Annotated in this window: 18 protein-coding genes and 1 pseudogene; 12 read left to right on the plus strand and 7 right to left on the minus strand. The window is 67.1% G+C overall.

Translation table 11 applies throughout. From position 1 onward, the window contains the following. Positions 1–10: 10 nt before the first annotated feature. Positions 11–397, minus strand: a complete 387-nt coding sequence (locus O1Q03_RS04650) for a phenol hydroxylase subunit (RefSeq protein WP_269501863.1) — start codon at positions 395–397, stop codon at positions 11–13. Positions 398–527: 130 nt separating this feature from the next. Here O1Q03_RS04650 and O1Q03_RS04655 point away from each other — a divergent pair, with 130 nt between their 5' ends. Both O1Q03_RS04655 and O1Q03_RS04660 read left to right on the plus strand, forming a co-directional pair. Further along, positions 528–2,216 carry a sigma-54-dependent Fis family transcriptional regulator gene (locus O1Q03_RS04655; RefSeq protein ID WP_269501864.1) on the plus strand — a complete coding sequence of 563 codons (1,689 nt, stop codon included), beginning with the start codon at positions 528–530 and terminating at the stop codon, positions 2,214–2,216. A gap of 1 nt (position 2,217) precedes the next feature. Next, entirely contained in the window at positions 2,218–2,958 is a 741-nt protein-coding gene (locus tag O1Q03_RS04660) for a GntR family transcriptional regulator (protein ID WP_269501865.1), read from the plus strand. A gap of 13 nt (positions 2,959–2,971) precedes the next feature. On the opposite strand, the gene O1Q03_RS04665 is transcribed toward O1Q03_RS04660, so the two are convergent. Further along, a complete protein-coding gene (locus O1Q03_RS04665; RefSeq protein WP_269501866.1) occupies positions 2,972–3,796 on the minus strand; it encodes a phosphate/phosphite/phosphonate ABC transporter substrate-binding protein in 825 nt (274 codons plus the stop codon). 9 nt (positions 3,797–3,805) lie between these two features. Continuing rightward, positions 3,806–4,129: a hypothetical protein gene (locus O1Q03_RS04670; RefSeq protein ID WP_269501867.1), complete on the minus strand. Its 324-nt coding sequence runs from the start codon at positions 4,127–4,129 to the stop codon at positions 3,806–3,808. A 39-nt stretch (positions 4,130–4,168) separates the two neighbouring features. On the opposite strand from O1Q03_RS04670, the gene O1Q03_RS04675 reads away from it, so the two are divergent. Further along, positions 4,169–5,191: a fatty acid desaturase gene (locus tag O1Q03_RS04675; protein ID WP_269501868.1), complete on the plus strand. Its 1,023-nt coding sequence runs from the start codon at positions 4,169–4,171 to the stop codon at positions 5,189–5,191. Positions 5,192–5,218: 27 nt separating this feature from the next. Here the strand turns inward: O1Q03_RS04675 and O1Q03_RS04680 are convergent, their stop codons facing one another. Next, positions 5,219–6,118 carry a LysR family transcriptional regulator gene (locus O1Q03_RS04680; protein WP_269501870.1) on the minus strand — a complete coding sequence of 300 codons (900 nt, stop codon included), beginning with the start codon at positions 6,116–6,118 and terminating at the stop codon, positions 5,219–5,221. Between the two features lie 157 nt (positions 6,119–6,275). Between O1Q03_RS04680 and O1Q03_RS04685 the strand changes: the two genes are divergently transcribed. Further along, entirely contained in the window at positions 6,276–7,499 is a 1,224-nt protein-coding gene (locus O1Q03_RS04685) for a benzoate/H(+) symporter BenE family transporter (protein WP_269501871.1), read from the plus strand. Between the two features lie 13 nt (positions 7,500–7,512). On the opposite strand, the gene O1Q03_RS04690 is transcribed toward O1Q03_RS04685, so the two are convergent. Together O1Q03_RS04690 and O1Q03_RS04695 are read right to left on the minus strand one after the other, a co-directional pair. Then, positions 7,513–8,400 (minus strand): NmrA family NAD(P)-binding protein, encoded by an 888-nt coding sequence (locus O1Q03_RS04690; RefSeq protein WP_269501872.1) that lies wholly within the window; start codon positions 8,398–8,400, stop codon positions 7,513–7,515. A gap of 476 nt (positions 8,401–8,876) precedes the next feature. After that, a complete protein-coding gene (locus O1Q03_RS04695; protein WP_269501873.1) occupies positions 8,877–9,794 on the minus strand; it encodes an AraC family transcriptional regulator in 918 nt (305 codons plus the stop codon). Between the two features lie 190 nt (positions 9,795–9,984). Between O1Q03_RS04695 and O1Q03_RS04700 the strand changes: the two genes are divergently transcribed. Next, positions 9,985–10,194, plus strand: a complete 210-nt coding sequence (locus O1Q03_RS04700; protein WP_269501874.1) for a hypothetical protein — start codon at positions 9,985–9,987, stop codon at positions 10,192–10,194. Positions 10,195–10,213: 19 nt separating this feature from the next. Here O1Q03_RS04700 and O1Q03_RS04705 read toward each other — a convergent pair whose 3' ends face one another. Continuing rightward, positions 10,214–11,167, minus strand: a complete 954-nt coding sequence (locus O1Q03_RS04705) for a LysR family transcriptional regulator (RefSeq protein WP_269501875.1) — start codon at positions 11,165–11,167, stop codon at positions 10,214–10,216. Positions 11,168–11,267: 100 nt separating this feature from the next. Here O1Q03_RS04705 and O1Q03_RS04710 point away from each other — a divergent pair, with 100 nt between their 5' ends. The 7 genes and pseudogenes from O1Q03_RS04710 to O1Q03_RS04740 all read left to right on the plus strand — a co-directional run bounded on the left by O1Q03_RS04710 (position 11,268) and on the right by O1Q03_RS04740 (position 18,984). Beyond that, entirely contained in the window at positions 11,268–12,626 is a 1,359-nt protein-coding gene (locus O1Q03_RS04710; RefSeq protein WP_269501876.1) for an NAD(P)/FAD-dependent oxidoreductase, read from the plus strand. Positions 12,627–12,948: 322 nt separating this feature from the next. Next, positions 12,949–13,392, plus strand: coding sequence for a phosphatase (locus O1Q03_RS04715; RefSeq protein ID WP_269501877.1), 444 nt, complete (start codon positions 12,949–12,951; stop codon positions 13,390–13,392). A gap of 248 nt (positions 13,393–13,640) precedes the next feature. Continuing rightward, entirely contained in the window at positions 13,641–13,982 is a 342-nt protein-coding gene (locus O1Q03_RS04720; RefSeq protein ID WP_269502061.1) for a hypothetical protein, read from the plus strand. A gap of 282 nt (positions 13,983–14,264) precedes the next feature. Beyond that, the gene (locus tag O1Q03_RS04725) at positions 14,265–14,558 is read left to right on the plus strand and encodes a hypothetical protein (RefSeq protein WP_269501878.1); all 294 of its coding nucleotides are present in this window, start codon (positions 14,265–14,267) and stop codon (positions 14,556–14,558) included. A 538-nt stretch (positions 14,559–15,096) separates the two neighbouring features. Then, a complete protein-coding gene (locus O1Q03_RS04730) occupies positions 15,097–16,671 on the plus strand; it encodes an EAL domain-containing protein (protein ID WP_442865744.1) in 1,575 nt (524 codons plus the stop codon). A 388-nt stretch (positions 16,672–17,059) separates the two neighbouring features. Beyond that, positions 17,060–18,637, plus strand: a pseudogene (locus tag O1Q03_RS04735) (PAS domain-containing hybrid sensor histidine kinase/response regulator). A gap of 2 nt (positions 18,638–18,639) precedes the next feature. Then, a complete protein-coding gene (locus tag O1Q03_RS04740; protein WP_269501880.1) occupies positions 18,640–18,984 on the plus strand; it encodes a hypothetical protein in 345 nt (114 codons plus the stop codon). The last annotated feature ends 7 nt before the right edge of the window (positions 18,985–18,991 follow it).

Genomic DNA, 18,991 nt, shown 5'->3' on the forward strand with positions numbered 1-18,991 from the left:
CTCCTCAAGGTCATGGGTTCGCTTCGACGTCGAGCCGCGTCACCCGTTGTTCGCGGCAGAACGCTTCGAAGGCGGCAGGAGACAACGTCAGCTCGACGAACAGTTCCGGCGCGCCGCCGATCGACAGCTCGAATTCGACGAATCCGCGGATGTTCGTGCCCGTCACGCGCACGCACTTGCGGCCGGGGTCGAGCGGGGAAAGATCGGTGGGGTGCTGATTCATGATCGGTGTCGCCTCCATGCCCGACTTCAATGCAGCATCCATGCCACGTTCGGCCAGGGCGCCAAAAAATCTCGATAATTCAGGGAAAGCCCTGACGCGAAGTTGAATTTCGCGCCCCACAATGGCGGTTAACCAGAACGGCAAACGGGCGGCGGCGACCGCGCCGAACCTCATATCCGGCGGCCCTTTTCATCATTTCAGCAAGCCGGTCTTGCGCATTTGATGAAATGATCAAATCGATGTGCCCGCCGCGGCGCCGATCCCGGCAATTATTGAAATCACGAGAAAACTCGATGGAGGAGACATGACACGGCCCAGCCTGCCACCTTTGCCGCCGGACACCGACCTGCGCAAGCTGATCCATTTTTCGGCGAGCGACGGTCGCATCTGGCTGGCCGGACAGCGGATGGTGCTGCTGCATGCCGGCGCGCTGGCGACGCTGCGCCAGGAACTGATGGAAAGCGTCGGCCCCGCGCAAACCCGGCGTTTCTTCACGCGGGTCGGCTTCGCCGCCGGCGAACGCGACGCGGCGCTCGCCCGCGAGATCCGCAGCGGCGCATCGCTGTTCGACATGTTCCATGTCGGCCCGCAGCTGCACATGCTCGAAGGCGCGGTGCAGGTCACGCCGCTGCGTTTCGAGGCCGATCCGGCGACGGGCGCGTTCTACTGCGAATACCGCTGGGAACATTCATGGGAGGCCGACGTGCACCGCCGCACGTTCGGGCCGCAGCCCGAACCGGTGTGCTGGATGCTGATCGGTTATGCGACCGGCTACACGAGCGCCTTCATCGGCCGGACGATCCTGTTCAAGGAAACGTCGTGCGTCGGCATGCACGATCCGCACTGCACGATCGTCGGCAAGCCGGCCGACGAATGGCCCGACGCGGAAGAGATTTCGTCGTGGTTCAAGGCCGACTCGCTGATCAACACGATCCGCGACCTGCAGACGGAGGTCGAATCGCTGCGCCTGGAGATCACGCCCGACGACGGCCGCACGCGGCTCGTCGGGCGCTCCGACGCGTTTCGGGCCGCCTACGCGCTGCTGGAAACGGCCGCACCGACCAAGGTCGCCGTGTTGCTCACCGGAGAAACGGGCGTCGGCAAGGAGCGCTTCGCGCGTGCGCTGCACAGCCTCAGCCCGCGGGCGGCGAAGCCGTTCGTCGCGATCAACTGCGCAGCCATTCCGCATGCGCTGATCGAGTCCGAACTGTTCGGTGCGGAGAAAGGCGCGTTCACCGGCTCGCAAGCCGCGCGCGCCGGGCGCTTCGAGCGTGCGAACGGCGGCACGCTGTTTCTCGACGAAATCGGCGAGTTGCCGCTCGACGTGCAGGCCAAGCTGCTGCGCGTGCTGCAGGAGGGCGAGGTCGAACGGCTCGGTGCGACCGACGGCCGGAAGGTGGACGTCCGTGTGGTCGCGGCGACCAACCGCGATCTCGAACAGGCCGTGCGCGACGGCACGTTCCGCGCGGACCTCTATTACCGGATCAACGTGTACCCGGTTCTGATTCCTCCGCTGCGCGAACGGCAGGACGACATCGCGCCGCTCGCCGATGCGATGCTCGACCGCTTCGCGGCGCAGCACGGCAAGCCCGCGCCGACGCTGACCGACTATGCATACGACGCGCTGCGCGGCTACCGCTGGCCCGGCAACGTGCGCGAACTCGAGAACCTGATCGAGCGCGCGGTGATCCTGTCGCGCCCGAACCGTCCGGTCGACGCGAAGGATCTGTTCCCCGGGGTCGGCTCGCCGGGCGGCGCAACGGTCGACCGTGCCGGACAGATCCGGCCGGCGACCGCGATGTCGATCGACTGCGCGACGATCCTCGACCGGTTGCAGGGCAGCGGCGGGCTCGACGGCCTCGAGCGTGCGCTGCTGCACGAAGCCGTCGACCGCGCGAACGGCAATCTGTCGGCCGCCGCGCGCCTGCTCGGCCTCACGCGCGCGCAGCTCAGCTATCGGCTCAACCGCAAACAGGATCAGGAGGACGCGTGACATGAACACCATCCTGCCCGGCCATCCGTTCGACGACGCATCGCCGGCGCTCGAACCGGCCGCCGCCGACGACACCGAACCGCACGCCCGCACGCTCAGCGAGCACGCGTATCACCAGCTGCGGCAGCACATCATCGAAGGGCATTACCCGCCCGGCGCGAAGCTGCGCGTCGAACACCTGAAGGACGTGTACGGCGTCGGGGCCGGCACGCTGCGCGAGGCGCTCACGCGGCTCGTCAGCGATGCGCTGGTCGTGGCGGAAGGGCAACGCGGGTTTCGCGTGACGCCGATGTCGGTCGACGACCTCGAAGCGATCACGCGGCTGCGCATCCATATCGAGGTCGATGCGCTGCGCGACTCCGTGCGGCGCGGCGACGACGCGTGGGCGCAGCGCGTGCGCCAGAGTTTCGACATGCTGTCGGCGTGGGAGCAGCCGGTGTCGATCGAGCACCGCACCGCGTGGGAAGCGTGCAACCGGCGCTTTCACGAGGCGCTGATCTCGGCGGCCGCCACGCCGTGGACGTACCTGATCCTGCGCATGCTGTCGCAGCAGAGCGAACGCTACCGGCGCGTGTGCATCGGGCTCGGCGATTCGAAGCGCGACGTGCATGCGGAGCACACGTGCCTGTTCGAAGCCGCGATGCGCCGTGCCGATGCGCGCGCCGCGCTCGCGCTCGAAGACCATATCGGCACGACGCTCGCGGTCGTGCGCAATGCGCCGCCCGGTACGTTGCCGTTTTAGCGCGACGGCTCGCTCAGGCCAGCTCGGGGTAGCCGTGTGCGTTGGCGTCGTGCTCGAAGCGGGCGATCGCGTCGTACGCATCGGGCGGCAGCCGCTCGAACCCTGTCAGCCGCAACGCGTTCGCCCGTTGCGCATCGGCCGCGACTGCTTGATCAAGCGCATCCTGCAACGCAGGCACCAGCGCTTCGTCGAGCGCGTTCGATGCAATGAACGGCAGCCCCGGCGCACTCGCCGTCGCGCCGATGATCCGGATGTCGTTCAACCGCTCGGGCAGCGCGTCGCGCACATACGCGAACGTCACGCAGTCGATCGCCGCACAGTCGGCGTCACCGTCGGTCAGTGCCTGCAGCACGCTAAGGTGCGAGCCGAATGTGTGCACCGAGCCGAAGAAGCGCCCGTCATGCGCATGCGGTGCGACCGCATGCCGGAATGCGTTCATCCCGCTGTGCGAATCGCGGCCGTTCAATGCGGCGCGCAACCCGCGACAGCCAGCCAGCGTCGTCGCGCCGCCGTCATGCACCCGCGCCGACACGACCAGCACGCTGCTGTAGTGCGCGCCGTCGCAACCGGGCGCATCGAAGGCCGGCGTCGCGATCACCTGCACGGCGTCGCGCAGGCCGAGTACCCGGTATGGATAGCCGCAGGTCTGCGACAGCAGCAGGTCGCCGCGCCGCCACAGCGCGTGCAGATCGCCGAACGGCTCGTCAAGTAGGGCGACGCCGGCGGGGCCGCCGGTACGCGCGAACGCGTCGAGCGCGTCGCGCAGTAGCGCGCGCCACAGTGCGGCGTGGCGCGGCGTCACGTTGTACATCGGCAGTACGGCGATCCATTGGCTCATGCGGGCATTCTACGCATCGTCGAGCATTCGGCGTAAAGCGGTTCGCAACGCGTAATGGGCGTCGGGCGTCGGGCGTCGGGCCTCGGACCTCAGGCCTCGGGCCCGGTGCAGCGGGTGCAGCGGGTGCAGCAGGCCCAGCAGGCCCAGCAGGCCCAGCAGGCCCAGCAGGCCCAGCACGCTGCCAAGCTTATCCGCGCGCCAGCGATAAGCAAATCCGAATCGATTGGTTTGGCCCGCGACGCCGGGCCGATATCGTTCGAATACGCGCCGGCACGCGCCGCGAGCCGGCAGGCAAATCCGTCGCTCATGCCCGATCCGGCCCCGTTCGACCATCCGCGTTCCGCACTGCCCCCGTTCCGTCCCCGTCAGCACATGGCCGAATACTTCGACGTCGACCACGCGCGCGCGATCGCCGCGCTGGACGCCCGCTTCACTGCCCGCACCGAGTGGCCGACGTGGCTGCTCGTCGTCGCGATCTACGGCGGCTGGCTCGCCGTGCTGCTGCTCGTGCGCGCGGAGCGGCTGTCGCTCGCGGCCGCGACGCCGCCGCTGATCCTGCTCGGCGCGTGGCACATGTCGCTGCAGCACGAGCTGCTGCACGGCCATCCGACGCGCTCCATGTTCGTGAACCGGCTGCTCGGCTATCCGCCGCTGACGGTCTGGTATCCGTACACGCTGTATCGCGACACGCACCTCGACCATCATCGCGACGAAGACCTGACCGTGCCGGGCGTCGATCCCGAAACCAACTACGTGTCGCGCGAGCGCTGGGCGCAACTGCCGCGCTGGCGGCGCGTCGTCACCGTTGCGCGTACGACCTTCATCGGACGGCTGGTATTCGGTCCGCCGACGAGCGTCGCCGCGATGTTCGTCGACGCATGCGCCGCATTCCGGCGCGGCGACTTCCGCTATCTGCCGATGTGGCTGACACACGCGACATGCGTGGCCGCACTGCTCGCGTGGCTGCAATGGTCGATCGGCGTGCCGTGGTGGTACTACCTGCTGGCGATCACGTGGCCGGCGCTGTCGCTCGCGATGATCCGCTCGCTGTTCGAGCATCGCGCCGCGCCGCATCCGAAGGCACGTATCGCGATCAACGAAGCCGGCCTCGCGATGCGGCTGCTGTACCTGAACAACAACTATCACCTCGTCCATCACGACCTGCCGAAGCTGCCGTGGTACGACCTGCCGCGCGCATACCGGATGCGGCGCGCGGCATATGCGGAAAAAAACGGCGGCTTCGTGATCCGCGGCTATCGCGCGCTGCTGACCCGCCATGCGTGGACGCCGACCGACACGCCCGTGCACCCGTTCGATCGCGGCACGGCGTCGCTGTCGGCCGGACGGGGCGCGAAAGTCGCCGTCGTCGACGGCTATCCGCGCATCAGTACCTGACGGCTCGCCGGGCCGGCATCGCCGCTGTCACCATGCGCGCTCGCGCACCCGCTCGCCGATCCAGTCGATGAACACCCGCAGCCGCGGCGACAGATGGCCGCGATGCGGATACAGCACCGACAGCGGCAACGGCGGCGGCCGCAGCCGCGTGAGGATCTCCGTCAGCGTGCCGCCGCGCAGCTTGTCCACCACGTGATAGCGCGGCACCTGAATGATCCCGAGCCCGGCCTCGCACGCCGTCACGTACGCGTCGCCGTTGTTGACCGACACCGATGCGGGCAGCTCCGTCGTCCGCGCGTTGCCGTCCGTGCCGAACACGAGCGGCACGCGCTTGCCGCTCGACGCCGACACATACGCGACTTCGCGATGCTTCGCGAGATCGGAGAAGTTGCGCGGCCGGCCATGCGCGGCCAGATAGCCGGGGCTCGCGCACGTGACCTGCTCGAGCATGCCGACGCGGCGCGCGACCAGCGACGAATCGGTCAGCTCGCCGATCCGCACGACGCAGTCGACGCTTTCCCGCGCGAGGTCGACGCGACGGTCGCCGATGCTGATGTCGAGCGTGACCTGCGGATAGCGTATGAAGAATTCGGGGAGCGCGGGAATCACGACGAGCCGCGCGAACGAACTCGCGAGATCGACCTTCAGCGCGCCCTGCGGATGGCGTGCCGCGTGCGAGAACGACGCTTCGGCCGCGTCGATCCCATCGAGGATATCGACACAGCGCCGGTAGTAGGCCGCGCCGTCGACGGTCGCGCTCACGTGCCGCGTCGTGCGCACCAGCAGCCGCGCGCCGAGGTGCGACTCGAGCTGCTTCATGATCTGCGTGGCCGATGCGCGCTGCATGCCGAGCTGCTGCGCGGCGCGCGTGAAGCTGCCGGAATCGACGATGCACGTGAAGAGCCGCATCGCCAGCAATCTGTCCATCTCGTTCGCCCGGACTGTTTATCAAAAGTAAACAGTGTTGATATCTGCCGATGAATTGTCAATTCCATCGACAGCGCCGAAAATATCGGCACCTCCGGGCTATCAGACAACCCTCCGCTGCGGATCCGGCCCCCGGCCGCGCACTATCCCTACGACGATGCAACCCAACACCTCGCCCGGCGCGATCCGCTCGATCGGCAACGACTGGTCCGTCTCCGCGATTACCGCGGGCTTTCTCGCGGTCCTGATCTCGTACGCGGGCCCGCTCGCGATCTTCTTCCAGGGCGCGCAGGCCGCGCATGCGTCCAATGCGATGGTGTCGTCGTGGGTCTGGGCGATCTCGATCGGCGCCGGCGTGTCGGGCCTGTTCGCGAGCTGGAAGCTGAAGGTGCCGGTGATCACCGCGTGGTCGGCGCCCGGCACCGCGCTGCTCGTCGGCCTCTTTCCGCAACTGACGCTGAACCAGGCCGTCGGCGCGTACATCACCGCCGCGCTGATCATCCTCGTGATCGGCATCACCGGCTATTTCGACCGGCTCGTGCGCCACATTCCGCGCGGGATTGCGTGCGGGATGATGGCCGGCATCCTGCTGCCATTCGGCATGCATGCGTTCTCCGCCGCCACCGCGCAGCCGGTGCTGGGCTTCGGGATGATCGCCGCGTACGTGATCTTCAGGCGCGTGCTGCCGCGCTACAGCATCGTGCTCGTGCTGCTGACCGGCGCCGCGCTCGCGACGCTGCTCGGGATGACGCATCTCGGCAACGTGTCGCCGAGCATCGCGCGGCCGATCTTCATCGCGCCCGAATGGACGCTCGGCACGACGCTCAGCCTCGCGCTGCCGCTCGTCGTCGTGAGTCTCACCGGCCAGTTCCTGCCGGGCATGGCGATCCTGCGCGTGTCGGGCTACCACACGCCCGCGCGGCCGATCATCACCGCGACCAGCGTGATGTCGCTCGTCGTCGCGTGCTTCGGCGGGATCACGATCGTCGTCGCGGCGATCACCGCGGCGCTGTGCACGGGCAAGGATGCGCACGAGGATCCGGACCGGCGCTATATCGCGGGCATCGCGAACGGCGTGATCTACCTGATCGGCGGACTCTTCGCGGGCACGATCGTCGCGCTGTTCTTCGCGCTGCCGAAGGCGTTCGTCGCGATCCTCGCGGGGCTCGCGCTGATCGGCGCGATCGGGTCGAACGTACACGGGATCTTCGAGGACGACGCTCATCGCGAAGCGTCGGTGATCACGTTCCTCGCGACCGCGTCGGGGATGACGTGGCTCGGGCTCGGTTCCGCGTTCTGGGGCATCGTGATCGGGTCGATCGCGTATGGGGTGACGAGCAGGGCGCGGCGGCACGCGTCACGCGCATCGCGCACGCGTTGAGCCGCCGCTTCGCTCAGCGCGCGTGCTGGCGCAGCAGTTGCGCGAGCGCATCCTCAGGCGACGTCGTGCCGTATAGCCGCGCCGACACGCCGGCTTCGACGTCGATCAGCCCCGCGTTGTGCACGTCGTACAGATCGACGATCAACTGCGCATGGCGCTCGCTGAGCCCCGCGCGCAGCAGCGTTGCGGTCCACGCGTCGCGCGGCAGTTCGCGCGCGACGATCTCGCCCCCGGCCGCGGCGCCGAGTGTTGCCGCGATATCCCGCACGCTCACGCGGCGCGGGCCTTCGATGCTGACGATGCATGTCCCGTTGCCGGGTTCGGCCGGATCGAGCAGCAGCCGCGCCGCCGCGACACCCACGTCCGGTGCCCACACCGTCGGGAACAGCTTGTCGACCGGATGATGAAAGCTCGGCAAAACGCCGGTGCCGAGCGCGATCGGCAGCACGCGGGCCCAGTTCTGCAGGTGTTCGGCCGCGCGCAACAGCGTGAGCCGGGTCGGCACCGTTTTCAGCTTCGCCTCCAGACGATGAAAGAGCCGCGTGATGCCCGTGTTGCCGTCGCGCTCCGCGCCGTAGTCCGACAGCGCGAGCAGCACCGGCGGCGGGTTCGCGACGAGTGCGCCGGTCACGATGTCGATCGTCCGCTCCATCGTCGCGGCCGGGTCGCTATCGACGACGGGCACCGGGCACAGCATCTGCACCGCGTGCGCGCCGGCGAGCGCTGCGTCGATCGCATGGGCGTCCGTCAAATTGGCGATCGCGACGTCGCAGCCGAGTTGCACGAAGCGTTCGCGGTGACGTGCGTCGCGCAGCACCGCGCGCACGGGGTGGCCTGCGTCGCGCAGGGTCGTTACAGTCGACAGGCCGACGTTGCCTGATGCGCCGAAAATCACGAACACGATTCGCTCCCGGGGATGAAGGTGAGGTGATTGTCGGCGCTCGCCGCGCACGCGACGCACACGGATGGATGATCAGGACAGGAAAGGATGATGGGATGGGTGTCGACCGGTCTGGGAGTTACAGTCGTCTACCGGGTTGAACCATGCGACTTACAGCGATGACGACACCTGTGGCGGACGAATTGTCCAACAGGCTGTTGGACAATTGCCCTGGGGCGCAACCTGGTGTTGCTGCCAGGCTGAAGCAGCCAAATCAACGCGGGGCCTACGCGCAGCGGGCAGTAAGGCATGGCTGACATCTGGAACGAGGACGGAGGGGCTTGGTGAACGTCCGTCGCCTAGTTCGAGATAGCCTCTCTTGAGATCGCAAGGGGAATTATTAGTTATTCCAATTAACTCATGTTTCGCGTCATGGGTAGTAGTCACAGGGTGACATGGACACGACAGCCGACACACGGCAAGGTACCGCCGCTTCGTTATGCCACGCTGTCGTCGCCCTCACCGTCATAGGCGAGCCGCAACCGACCCCGCGCGCCCGACCGCGCGATCTCCGTCGGCGTCGCCCCCAGCACGCGATTCATCCAGTTCGCCATATGGCTCTGATGCGCAAAGCCGGCTTCGAGCGCGATCTGGCTGATGCTCAGTCGCCCTTCGAGCAACAGCGCCTTCGCGCGCTCGACCCGCCGCCGCACCACGTACTGGTGCACCGGCATCCCGAGCGTCTCGCGGAACAGCACCTTGAAATGCGGCACGCTGATCGACACGAGCGCCGCGAGCTCGGCGAGCGTCATCCGCCGTTCGAGATTCGCCTCGACATAGTCGATCACGCGCGCCGCCGCTTTCGGCGCGAGCATGCGCCGACGCTCGCGGAACACCGGCTGGCTGTCGACCAGCCGCGTGACGAGCGCCGTGCACAGGCTCTCCGCATAGAGCGGATCCGATGCATCCTCCGCGTCGAGTTCGGCGGCCATCGCCCACGCAATGTGCTGCAGCCGCGGATCGCGCACCTGCAACCGGCGACGGATCTGCGCGTGCGACGGCTTCAGTTCGAGCTGCTCGAACGTGCGCCGCACGAACGTGTCGCTGAGCGCGATGTGCAGGATCCGGCAGTCGGCGCTGTCGGTCCATTGGCCGGGCACGCCGGCGGGAATCACGTCGACGTCGCCGTGCGCCTGGATGCGCGACACGCGTTCGCCGTCGCATACGCAATCCGCGCGAACCGCCGGGCCGATATGCACGCCGATGCGGTGATGATCGGCGGCGGGAATCCGGTACGTGCCCGCGCGGATCTCCAGCAGCGCCGCGCCGAACCCGCGCCAGCCCAGGCCGCGACTGGAACGCAGGCTGACCGGCACGCCGTTGTCCGTTGGTGCGGCGAGAATCGGATCGCTCATGGTTTCCCTCCATCCGATCGATGTCGATCGCGCATTGTGACGCTTTTTCGGCGCGCTTGCCGGACCGGTGCGGCGCGCCGGCCGCGATGCAAAAAAGATCATCCGTTTGTGCTCCGGACCATCCTTGCGTGCGCGCCGGCGGGCGCGGCGACGCATACGATGGCCGCATCCGACACCTACGGAGCTCGTCATGCCCGATTGCTGCCCGCGTCGCGCGGCGTTTGCCGCGCCGCCGCCGTCCGGCGCCGTTCACCCCGCGTCGCACCCCGCTTCCCGTTCGCGTTCCGCCGACGTGCGGGTCGCCATTGCCGCGACGTGCCTGCAGCTCGTCGGCTGGTACCGGCTCGAACGGCTGCTCGCATCGATTCCCGACAGCAACGACGACTTCGGGATCGGCTGACCGGCCGTCGTGATCCGCGTTACTTGCGCCGGCGTTCGTGCGGCGCCACCGTCGCGCCGTCGATCACCGGCGCGCCCTCCTTGATCAGGAAGTCACGGAACAGCCCCGTCACCTGCGAGATCCGCCGGTCGGCGAGCGTGATCACGTACCACTCGCGCACGATCGGGTTGCCCGGAAACGGCAGTTGCCCGAGCAGCCCCGTGCGCAGCTCCAGTGCACACGCGTGCAACGACAGGAACGCGATACCGAGCCCGGCCTCCGCCATCTGCTTGATCGCCTCGTTGCTGGACAGTTCGGAGCCCACATGGAATCGATAGCCAGCCGTCTTGAACAGGCTCTCGACGGTGGAGCGCGTGCCCGCGCCGCGTTCGCGCACGAGCAGATGCGCGGATTCGAGATCCTTCAGCGCGACGCGCTTGCGCTGCATCAGCGGATGACCCGGCGCCGCGACGAACACCATCGGATGCTTCGCGAACTCGACCGCATGCGTGCGCAACTCCTTCGGCGCGCTGCCCATCACCGCGAGATCGATTTCATGCGTGGCGAGCATGCGGATGATGTCGTCGCGATTGCCGACCTTGAAATAGGTCTTCACGTGCGGCCGCGTCGCGGTGAATTTCACCAGCAACGGCGGGATCAGGTACTCGGCCGTCGTGATCGCGCCGATCCGCAGCGTGCCGCCGAGATCGCCCGTCAGCGCGGCCACTTCGTCGCCGGCCTCGCTCCATAGATGCAGGATCTCGCGCGCATAGCGCGACACGATCTCGCCGGCCGCGGTCAACTGCACGCCGCGCCCCACCCGCTGCAGCAATGCGGCGCCCACGGCCTGCTCGAGCAGGCGAACCTGCAGCGATACCGCCGGCTGCGTGAGGTTCAGCTCCTCGGCCGCGCGCGACACGCTGCCGAGCCGCGCGATCATGTCCAGCGCTTTCAGCTGCCGGAACGTCGCCGTCTTTCCTATAAGTGAATACATATGAGTCGCTTATAAACATTAAATTGTTCGAGTGGGTTCGAAACTATATCGTCGGTTCTTGAGCAATGTCATCCGAATCGTCATCAGCGGGAGCCACAACATGGACAACATCACGCCTACCCTTGCAACGGACCGCGCACCGCGCGTGCCGCGCATCGTGATCGTCGGCGGCGGCGCCGGCGGCCTGCACCTCGCCACGCGCCTCGGCGACACGGTCGGGCGCCGCGGGCAAGCCGACGTCGTGCTCGTCGACCGCTATCCGACGCACTTCTGGAAGCCGCTGCTGCACGAAGCCGCGTCGGGCCATCGCGATCCGGCATCGCACACGATCGAATACGCGGCGCAGGCGAAGCGCCACGGCTTCCGCTTCGTGCAGGGCGCGCTGCAGCGGGTCGACCGCGCGGCACGCACGGCGACGATCGCAGCCGTGCACGACGCGGACGGCACGGAAATCCTGCCGCAGCGCGAACTGGACTACGACGATCTCGTGCTCGCCGTCGGCAGCGTGACGAACTTCTTCAACGTGCCGGGCGCCGCGCGCCACGCGCTGCCGCTCGAGAACCTCGACCAGGCCGAGGATTTCCGCCGCAAGTTTCTCGCCGCGTGCACGAAGGCGAATCACCTCGCCGAGCAGCATCTCGCGCAACCCGCGGCGCCGATCTGCATCAACGTGATCGGCGCGGGCGCCACCGGCGTCGAGCTGGCCGCGGCGCTGCGGCACGCAATCCAGCAGCTGACGACGTATCGCTTCAAGGCGTTGGTGTCCGCTCGTGACGTGCACATCCGGCTGATCGAAGGCGGCCCGCGCATCCTGCCCGCGCTGGATGCGCGGCTGTCCGGCAAGATGCACGCACAACTGCGCGCGCTGAACGTCGACGTGCTGACGGATACGCGCGTCGCGGAAGTCGGCGCGGACGCGGTCACGACCGCGACCGGCGAGCGGCTCGCGAGCGACATCACGATCTGGGCGGCCGGCGTCGCGGGCCCCGCGATGCTGCGCGAACTCGGCGACATTGCGCTGAATCGGTCGAACCAGGTGATCGTGACCGACACGTTGCAGACGCCCGGCGATCCGCACGTGTATGCGTTCGGCGACTGCGCCGCATGCCCGTCGGCCGATGCGAGCGGATTCCTGCCGCCGCGCGCGCAGGTCGCGCACCAGCAGGCCGTGTACCTCGGCGAAGCGCTCGCGCGCCGCCTTGCCGGCAAGCCGGTGGCGGGTTTCACGTTCCGCGATGCAGGCACCGTCGTGTCGCTCGGGCAGGCCGGTGCGGTGTATCAGGGCGACCTCGGCGTGCGTTCGCGTTCGCTGATCGTCGACGGGCTCGCCGCGATCGGCCTGTACAAGTTCCTGTATCGCAAGCACCTGTTTACCGTGTACGGGTTGAAGCGCGCGCTGTTCCAGTCGCTGAGCCACTGGCTGCAAAGCCGCAACCAGCCGTCGATCAAGCTGCACTGATCGCTCGCACGGACGCACGTCGCACGACGGCGTATCGGGCTCATCGCCCGGTACGCCGTTTTTTTTCACATGCACACCGCCGGTGCATTCGTATCGGGCACGCGTTTGGTGCATCACATCGAGCCCGGTCGATGCGATGCCATTCATGCGCACGGCGCGCGTCGCGCTCATCCCGCGCCGGCTGTGGCCTGCCGCCCGATTCATTAGTCAAATCGTATGAGTCGGATATAAATATTAATTGGTCGCATATTCCGGGTGGACGCTAAGGTGTGTGGCATTCCCGTCCGCGAACGGATCTGCACGTCTCAGGAGAGGAATCACCGTGGTCATCGAAGCTATCGTCACCCGTCTCGACGCCGCATTCGCACAGATCGAAGCGACACCGGATTCGCATGAATCGCGCAACCAGCGCGATGCGATCATCCAGTGGCTCGACAGCGCATCGGAGCAAGGCTATCGACTCGGCCTCGTCACGACGCTGCCGGCCGACCGGCTCAGCGACATGTTCGAAGGTCAGTTCGGCCGCGCGAACCTCGACCGCTTCTCGGTCGTCGTCACCGACGCGAACCAGCAGGACTCCATAGCAAAGCAGCATCCGTTCGACGTCGCGTTGCAGGCGCTCGGCGTGCCGCCCGAACGCGCGGTCGCCGTCGCGAGCAGCGAACCGGAACGCCGCGAAGCCGAGATCTTCGGGCTGTCGCGCAGCGTGAGCATCACCGACACGGTGCGATCGATCGCGTCGGCCGGGCGATCAAGCCGTTGGTGAGTCCTGCTGTCGCATGACATCTGGAGGCTGATTGCCGTACATGATTCGGAGGACCGTTCGGCGATGTCCGCTCGGTTCGGACATCGTCCGCAGTGGCGAGGGGCGGTCCGTCGGTGGTTGCGCAGGAGGGGAGCAGCCCGAGTACGGCGCTACAATCGGCACCGCACCGATCGTGAATCGGCGAGCCCGGCACACCACGACGTGGACGAATCATGCGGACAAAAAACTTGATGCACGTGTGCATCGCGATGCTCGTGACCGGCGCGAGCGTCGGGGCACACGGCGCGCAACCCAAAGGCGCAGTGGATTGCCGGCAGCTTGACGAAGCCACGAGCGGCCCGGACGACAACTTCCGGCCGCCGGCCTCCGGTACCGTCATCGGCGTCGGGCGAGCGTATTTCTACTCGGCCCCCGACGCGCAGTGCATCAAGAAGCGGATCTTCGTCATTCCGGGCGATTCGGTAACCGTCTACAAACCGCACGGACGCTGGTACAACGTCATGTACGTGAATGGCAAGACGGGTTCGGATGCCGAAGGCTGGGTCGAACAGGACCGCGTGCGCCTCGGCGGCCAGATCGGCGCGCAATAGCCGGATTCAGCCGGTCAACCGGCTCGCGTTTCCGTTGCACCTGCTCGCACAATCGCTGCGCCATCTCCGCGATCTCGAACAGTCAGTGCGCGAGGCCGTCGCGCGGCAAAGTGAGCATCGAACAGATCGCGTCCGCCATGCACGTGTCGTCGCGCGCGGATGAAGCCGTATCGATGACGATGCGGGCGGCACGCAGGTACAGGCGCCCGGATTGACGACGGCACGCCAGATTCCGAACTCGCCCCGGCCGGCAATGTCGAACGAACATCGCCGGAGATTCAGATGAAACGCACCGCCCTGCTCATCGCGCTGATCCTGTTCGCCGCGGCCAGCCTGCCGGCGGCGGCGGCCGGTACCCGCGCGGGCGATGCCACCGCGCCAGTCGCCGGGCAAGCGAGGAACTGCGTGCCGTCGTCCAGCTCCCGCTCCACATCGAAAGCACCGCCGATTCGCGTGTGCGTCAGCGATCCCGATACGCAACTGAACCTGCCGTGGTTTCTGACCGACATCCTTACCGCAGTGGACACGCACCAGTCGCCGCGCGACCTGCTCCACAAGATGCGCGACGATTTCTGACGCGCGGCCAACCCGACCCACGAATCGGCACGTCCGTCGCCCTCGGGTATCCCCTGATCCTGAAAAAAAGAAACCCGCAGAATGCGGGTTGGACGACGTTCGCGACAAATTGCCCGCAAATCCCGGTGCGTGCGGCACTACGCGAATATCTCCTGTTGAGAGTCAATCACGAAATTGCACCATTTGTTGAATAACGATATTTCGTAATCGTGCGTCACATCTTATACTTGCCGCGCACCATCCTCGTGCCAAGAGAAGGTGTCTTCTGTCCCGGCCGCACCATGATGCGGTCGGGGTTTTTTTGGGCGCGCGACTCCAATGTACATGCATAATCCATGTATGTTCTGGACAAACGCCTCGAATCCAGCGACGTTGCCGCGATGCCGTGGCCTGGACGTCACCAGCGTAGAAACGATATGCGTCCCGATGTCGGCGCGTGCCGCCGTGGCCCGGCCAGGCACGCTGATTGCTCCGCGCCAGTTCATCGACCGGTTCGACAGGCATGCCCATGCATACAACAACAAATGCGCCCAGAGCAATGTCCCCGTCCGCACCGGGCCTGAAACCCGCATTCCAGCGCAGCGGCGCGTTGCCGCACATCATCTTTTCGATTGCCGTGATCGTCTGCGCGGTCGTGCTCGCGGCGAGCGTCGTCCTGGCCGATCGGCTCGCACGCGAAGCGGTTGCCCGGCACGAACGCGTCGTCGCGAACGACATCGTGTCCTCGATCGACCGTATCCTCGACGGCATCCGCACCCGCACCGCGGACGAACTGCTGGCGCTCGTCGGGCGCCCGTGCTCGTCGGTTTTCAGAACGCTGGCCGAAGCGAGCACCCGCCTGCGTTACCTGCGCGCCGTCGCGCTGGTCAACGACGGCCGTGTGTCGTGCTCGTCCGCGCTGGGCGCGATCGACGTACCGCTCGCCGCATACATGCCCATGTCGAAGCCGGGCACCACGGTCACCGCGCTGCTGCCGCAGACCCCGTTCCAGCCTGGCGTTCCCGTGCTCGCGGCGCTGCGCGCGACGAGGCCTGGATCGGGCGTGCTGTATCTGATCGAGGGCGACTATCTGTCCGACATGCTCGCGCATGGCACCCGCTTCGGCGCGGAGACGGCTACGCTGTCGGTCAATGGCACGGGCGGCCTCGATCAGCAAGGGGCATTCGTGCCGAAATCCGCCGCCACGCCGGCGAACGGCAGCGTGATCGCATCGAACCGCTGGCCGTTCACGGTGCGGGTCAACTCGTCGGAACGGTACGTATCGCAGCTGCGGCGCAACTACCGCCTGGTGTTCGTGACGATCGCGCTGCTGATCGACGGCCTGATCGCGGCGGCGTACCTGCTCGCGATGGCGCCGCGGCGGCTGTTGCTGAAGGCGGTCCGCAACGCGCTCAAACGCAACGAATTCCACGTCGTGTACCAGCCGATCGTCGACGTCCAGACACGCAGGACCGTCGGCGTCGAGGCGCTGCTGCGCTGGGATCATCCGAAATGGGGGTCGATCAGCCCGGCGGTGTTCATTCCGCAGGTCGAGGCGAGTGCGATCCTGCCGAAGGTGACCGAATTCGTCGTGCGCACGGCCGCCGCCGAACTGACCAGCCTGGTGCCGTCGATACCGCTGCGCATCGCGGTCAACGTCGCGCCGAAGGATCTCGAACGCCCGCGCTTCGTGTCCATCGTCGAAGAGACGATCCGCCAGCTGCCGCCCGGCTTCACGCTGGTGCTCGAAGTGACGGAGCGCCTGCTGCTCGAAAAGAACGCGCGCACCACCGCAATGTTCGTCGCGCTGCGCGCGAAGGGCGCGAAGTTCGCGATCGACGACTTCGGCACGCGTCACAGCAATCTCGACCTGCTGTCGCGCTTCCCGTTCGACTACGTGAAGATCGACCGTCAGTTCATCTCGCAGCTGACGACGGGCAATGCCAAGCTGATCGAGGGGATCGCGGCGCTCGCGCACCACTACGACCTGAAGATCATTGCAGAGGGCGTCGAAACGGAAGAACAGCATCGGGCGCTGCACGCGGTCGGCGTCCAGTACGCGCAAGGCTACCTGTATCAGCGCCCGCAGCGGCCGGAAAACCTGAAGCGCGATTTCGCGTCGATGACGGCCTGAGCGCCGGCCCGCGCATCGCGCGCGGGCCGGGCTTCCGCCGCTTTGCGTCGCCTGCGCCGAACCGCTACCGGCTGCGCGCCGAACCCTGCCGGACCCGGCATCGCGCGCCGGCGCGACCGAGCGGCGGCGACCATTCGATGCGCTCGCATCGTCATACCAATACCTTTCACGCGCAACCGCCGCCGCGCGTCGACGCAAGCCTCGCCCGCACCGATCCCGTCGCCGGATTGCCGTTTGCCAGCGCGCCGCCGCACGAGTCTGTCCGCTTTGATTCCGCGCGCCAGGCCGCCTGTCCGCTGCGCGACTGCGCGCGCCGCGCTACCGTATATCCATCTCGAGCGCTACGATGGTTTTCGCAACGCAATCGATTCGTTGAACGAGTATTCACATGACGCCAGACCAGACGCCGCCCATCGTCCCGGGCGAAGAACAGCCGGTGCACGACCGATACGCGGAGTTTCGTTTCCAGACGGTCGTCGCGTCGATCACCGACTACGCCGTGTTCATGCTCGACACGCACGGCAACATCGCGACCTGGAACGCGGGTGCCGAGCGCATCAAGGGTTATCGCGCGGACGAGATCGTCGGCAGCCATTTCTCGCGTTTCTACACGGCCGAAGCGATCGCGGCCGGCCGCCCGGCGCACGGGCTCGCGGCAGCGGCCGCGCACGGTCACTACGAGGACGAAAGCTGGCGCGTGCGCAAGGACGGTTCGCGCTTCTGGGCCAGCGTGACGATCACTGCCGTGCGGGACGAGACGAACACGCTTCGCGGCTTCATCAAGATCACGCGCGACATGACCGAGCGCAAGCGCGTCGAGGAACTGGAAGCGGCGACGCAGCGGCTGGACGTGTTCATCGCGACGCTCGCGCACGAGTTGCGCAACCAGCTCGCGCCGCTGCGGCACACGATCGGGATCCTGCAAAGCCTGCCGTCGTCCGAGCTGGCGCCGGCGCTCGCGCAATGCAAGGACATCGCCGATCGCCAGATCGAGCAACTGGTGCGGCTCGTCGACGATCTGCTCGACCTCGGGCGCATCAAGTCCGACAAGGTCGAGCTGAAGGAAGCGCCGCTGAACGTGCGCGATATCGTGTACCGCAGCGTGCAGAGCATCCAGCCGAAGGTCGATGCGCGCGGCCAGCAGATCCTGGTGCGCCTGCCGCCGGGCCCGGTGATCGTGCTCGGCGACGAAGTCCGGCTCGTGCAGGTGTTGTACAACCTGCTCGACAACGCGTCGAAATACTAGCCGCCCAACGAGCGCATCGAGATCCACGTGCGCACCGAAGACAACGTCGTGGCGATCGACGTCATCGATCGCGGCATCGGCATCGTGCCGGGTGCGCAGGAATCCATCTTCAACCTGTTCGAGCAACAGGAAACCACGGGCCGCTACTCCGCGGGCGGGCTCGGCCTCGGCCTCGCGATCAGCCGGAAGTTCGTCGACCTGCACCACGGCACCATCACGGCCGAGAGCGACGGGATCGGCAAGGGCTCGTCGTTTACCGTACGGCTGCCCGTCGTGGAGCCGGAGCGCGCCGTCGAAGCCAAACGGCATGCATCGACGCCGTCGCCCGAGCATGCGCTGCGCATCCTGATCGTCGACGACAACCACGAAGCGGCCGATACGCTCGGCGTGCTGCTGCAGATCAAGGGCCACACGCCGCGCATCGTGTACCACGCACGCGATGCGGTGCCGCTCGCGCGCGAGTTCGCACCGCACCTGATGCTGATCGACCTGAGCATGCCGGACATCAGCGGATTCGAACTGCTCCACACACTGCAGACGACGAACGCCGCACCCGATGCGTACTACGTCGCGCTGTCCGGGCACGTCCGCTCGTCGGATCGCACGGAAACGGAGGAGGCCGGCTTCCACGACCATTTCGCGAAGCCGGTTGCGATCGACGCGCTCGATCAACTGCTCGCGCGGGTCGAAGCCGACGCGCGACGCCGCGGACGGCTGTGACGATGCGCGCGCCGGTGGCGATCCTGTTGCGCGCCGGGCATTCGCATCTGTATCCGGGCTGCATCGTGGCCGCGGCAGACATGCCCGTGCGCTTCGCGGCGTCGCATCCCGCGATGATCGAATTCGCGGATGGGTCGGGCGCGACGGCCACGCTGTCGCAGCGCGAACACGACGCAGTCGAACCCGGCGTGGACGAATACGTGACGAGCAAGCGCCACACGGTCGTCGCGCGACGCTGGCTGCTTCATGCAGTCGACGCGACACGCACCGCGTGGCGGGTCGCGCGACGGCTTCCTGGCACCTTGCCATCGGCAGGCAGTTCGGCGGGAGCTGCGCGACAGCGCTAAAATCCGC

The sequence above is a fragment of the Burkholderia sp. IMCC1007 genome, from assembly GCF_027257875.1.
Lineage (GTDB): Bacteria > Pseudomonadota > Gammaproteobacteria > Burkholderiales > Burkholderiaceae > Burkholderia.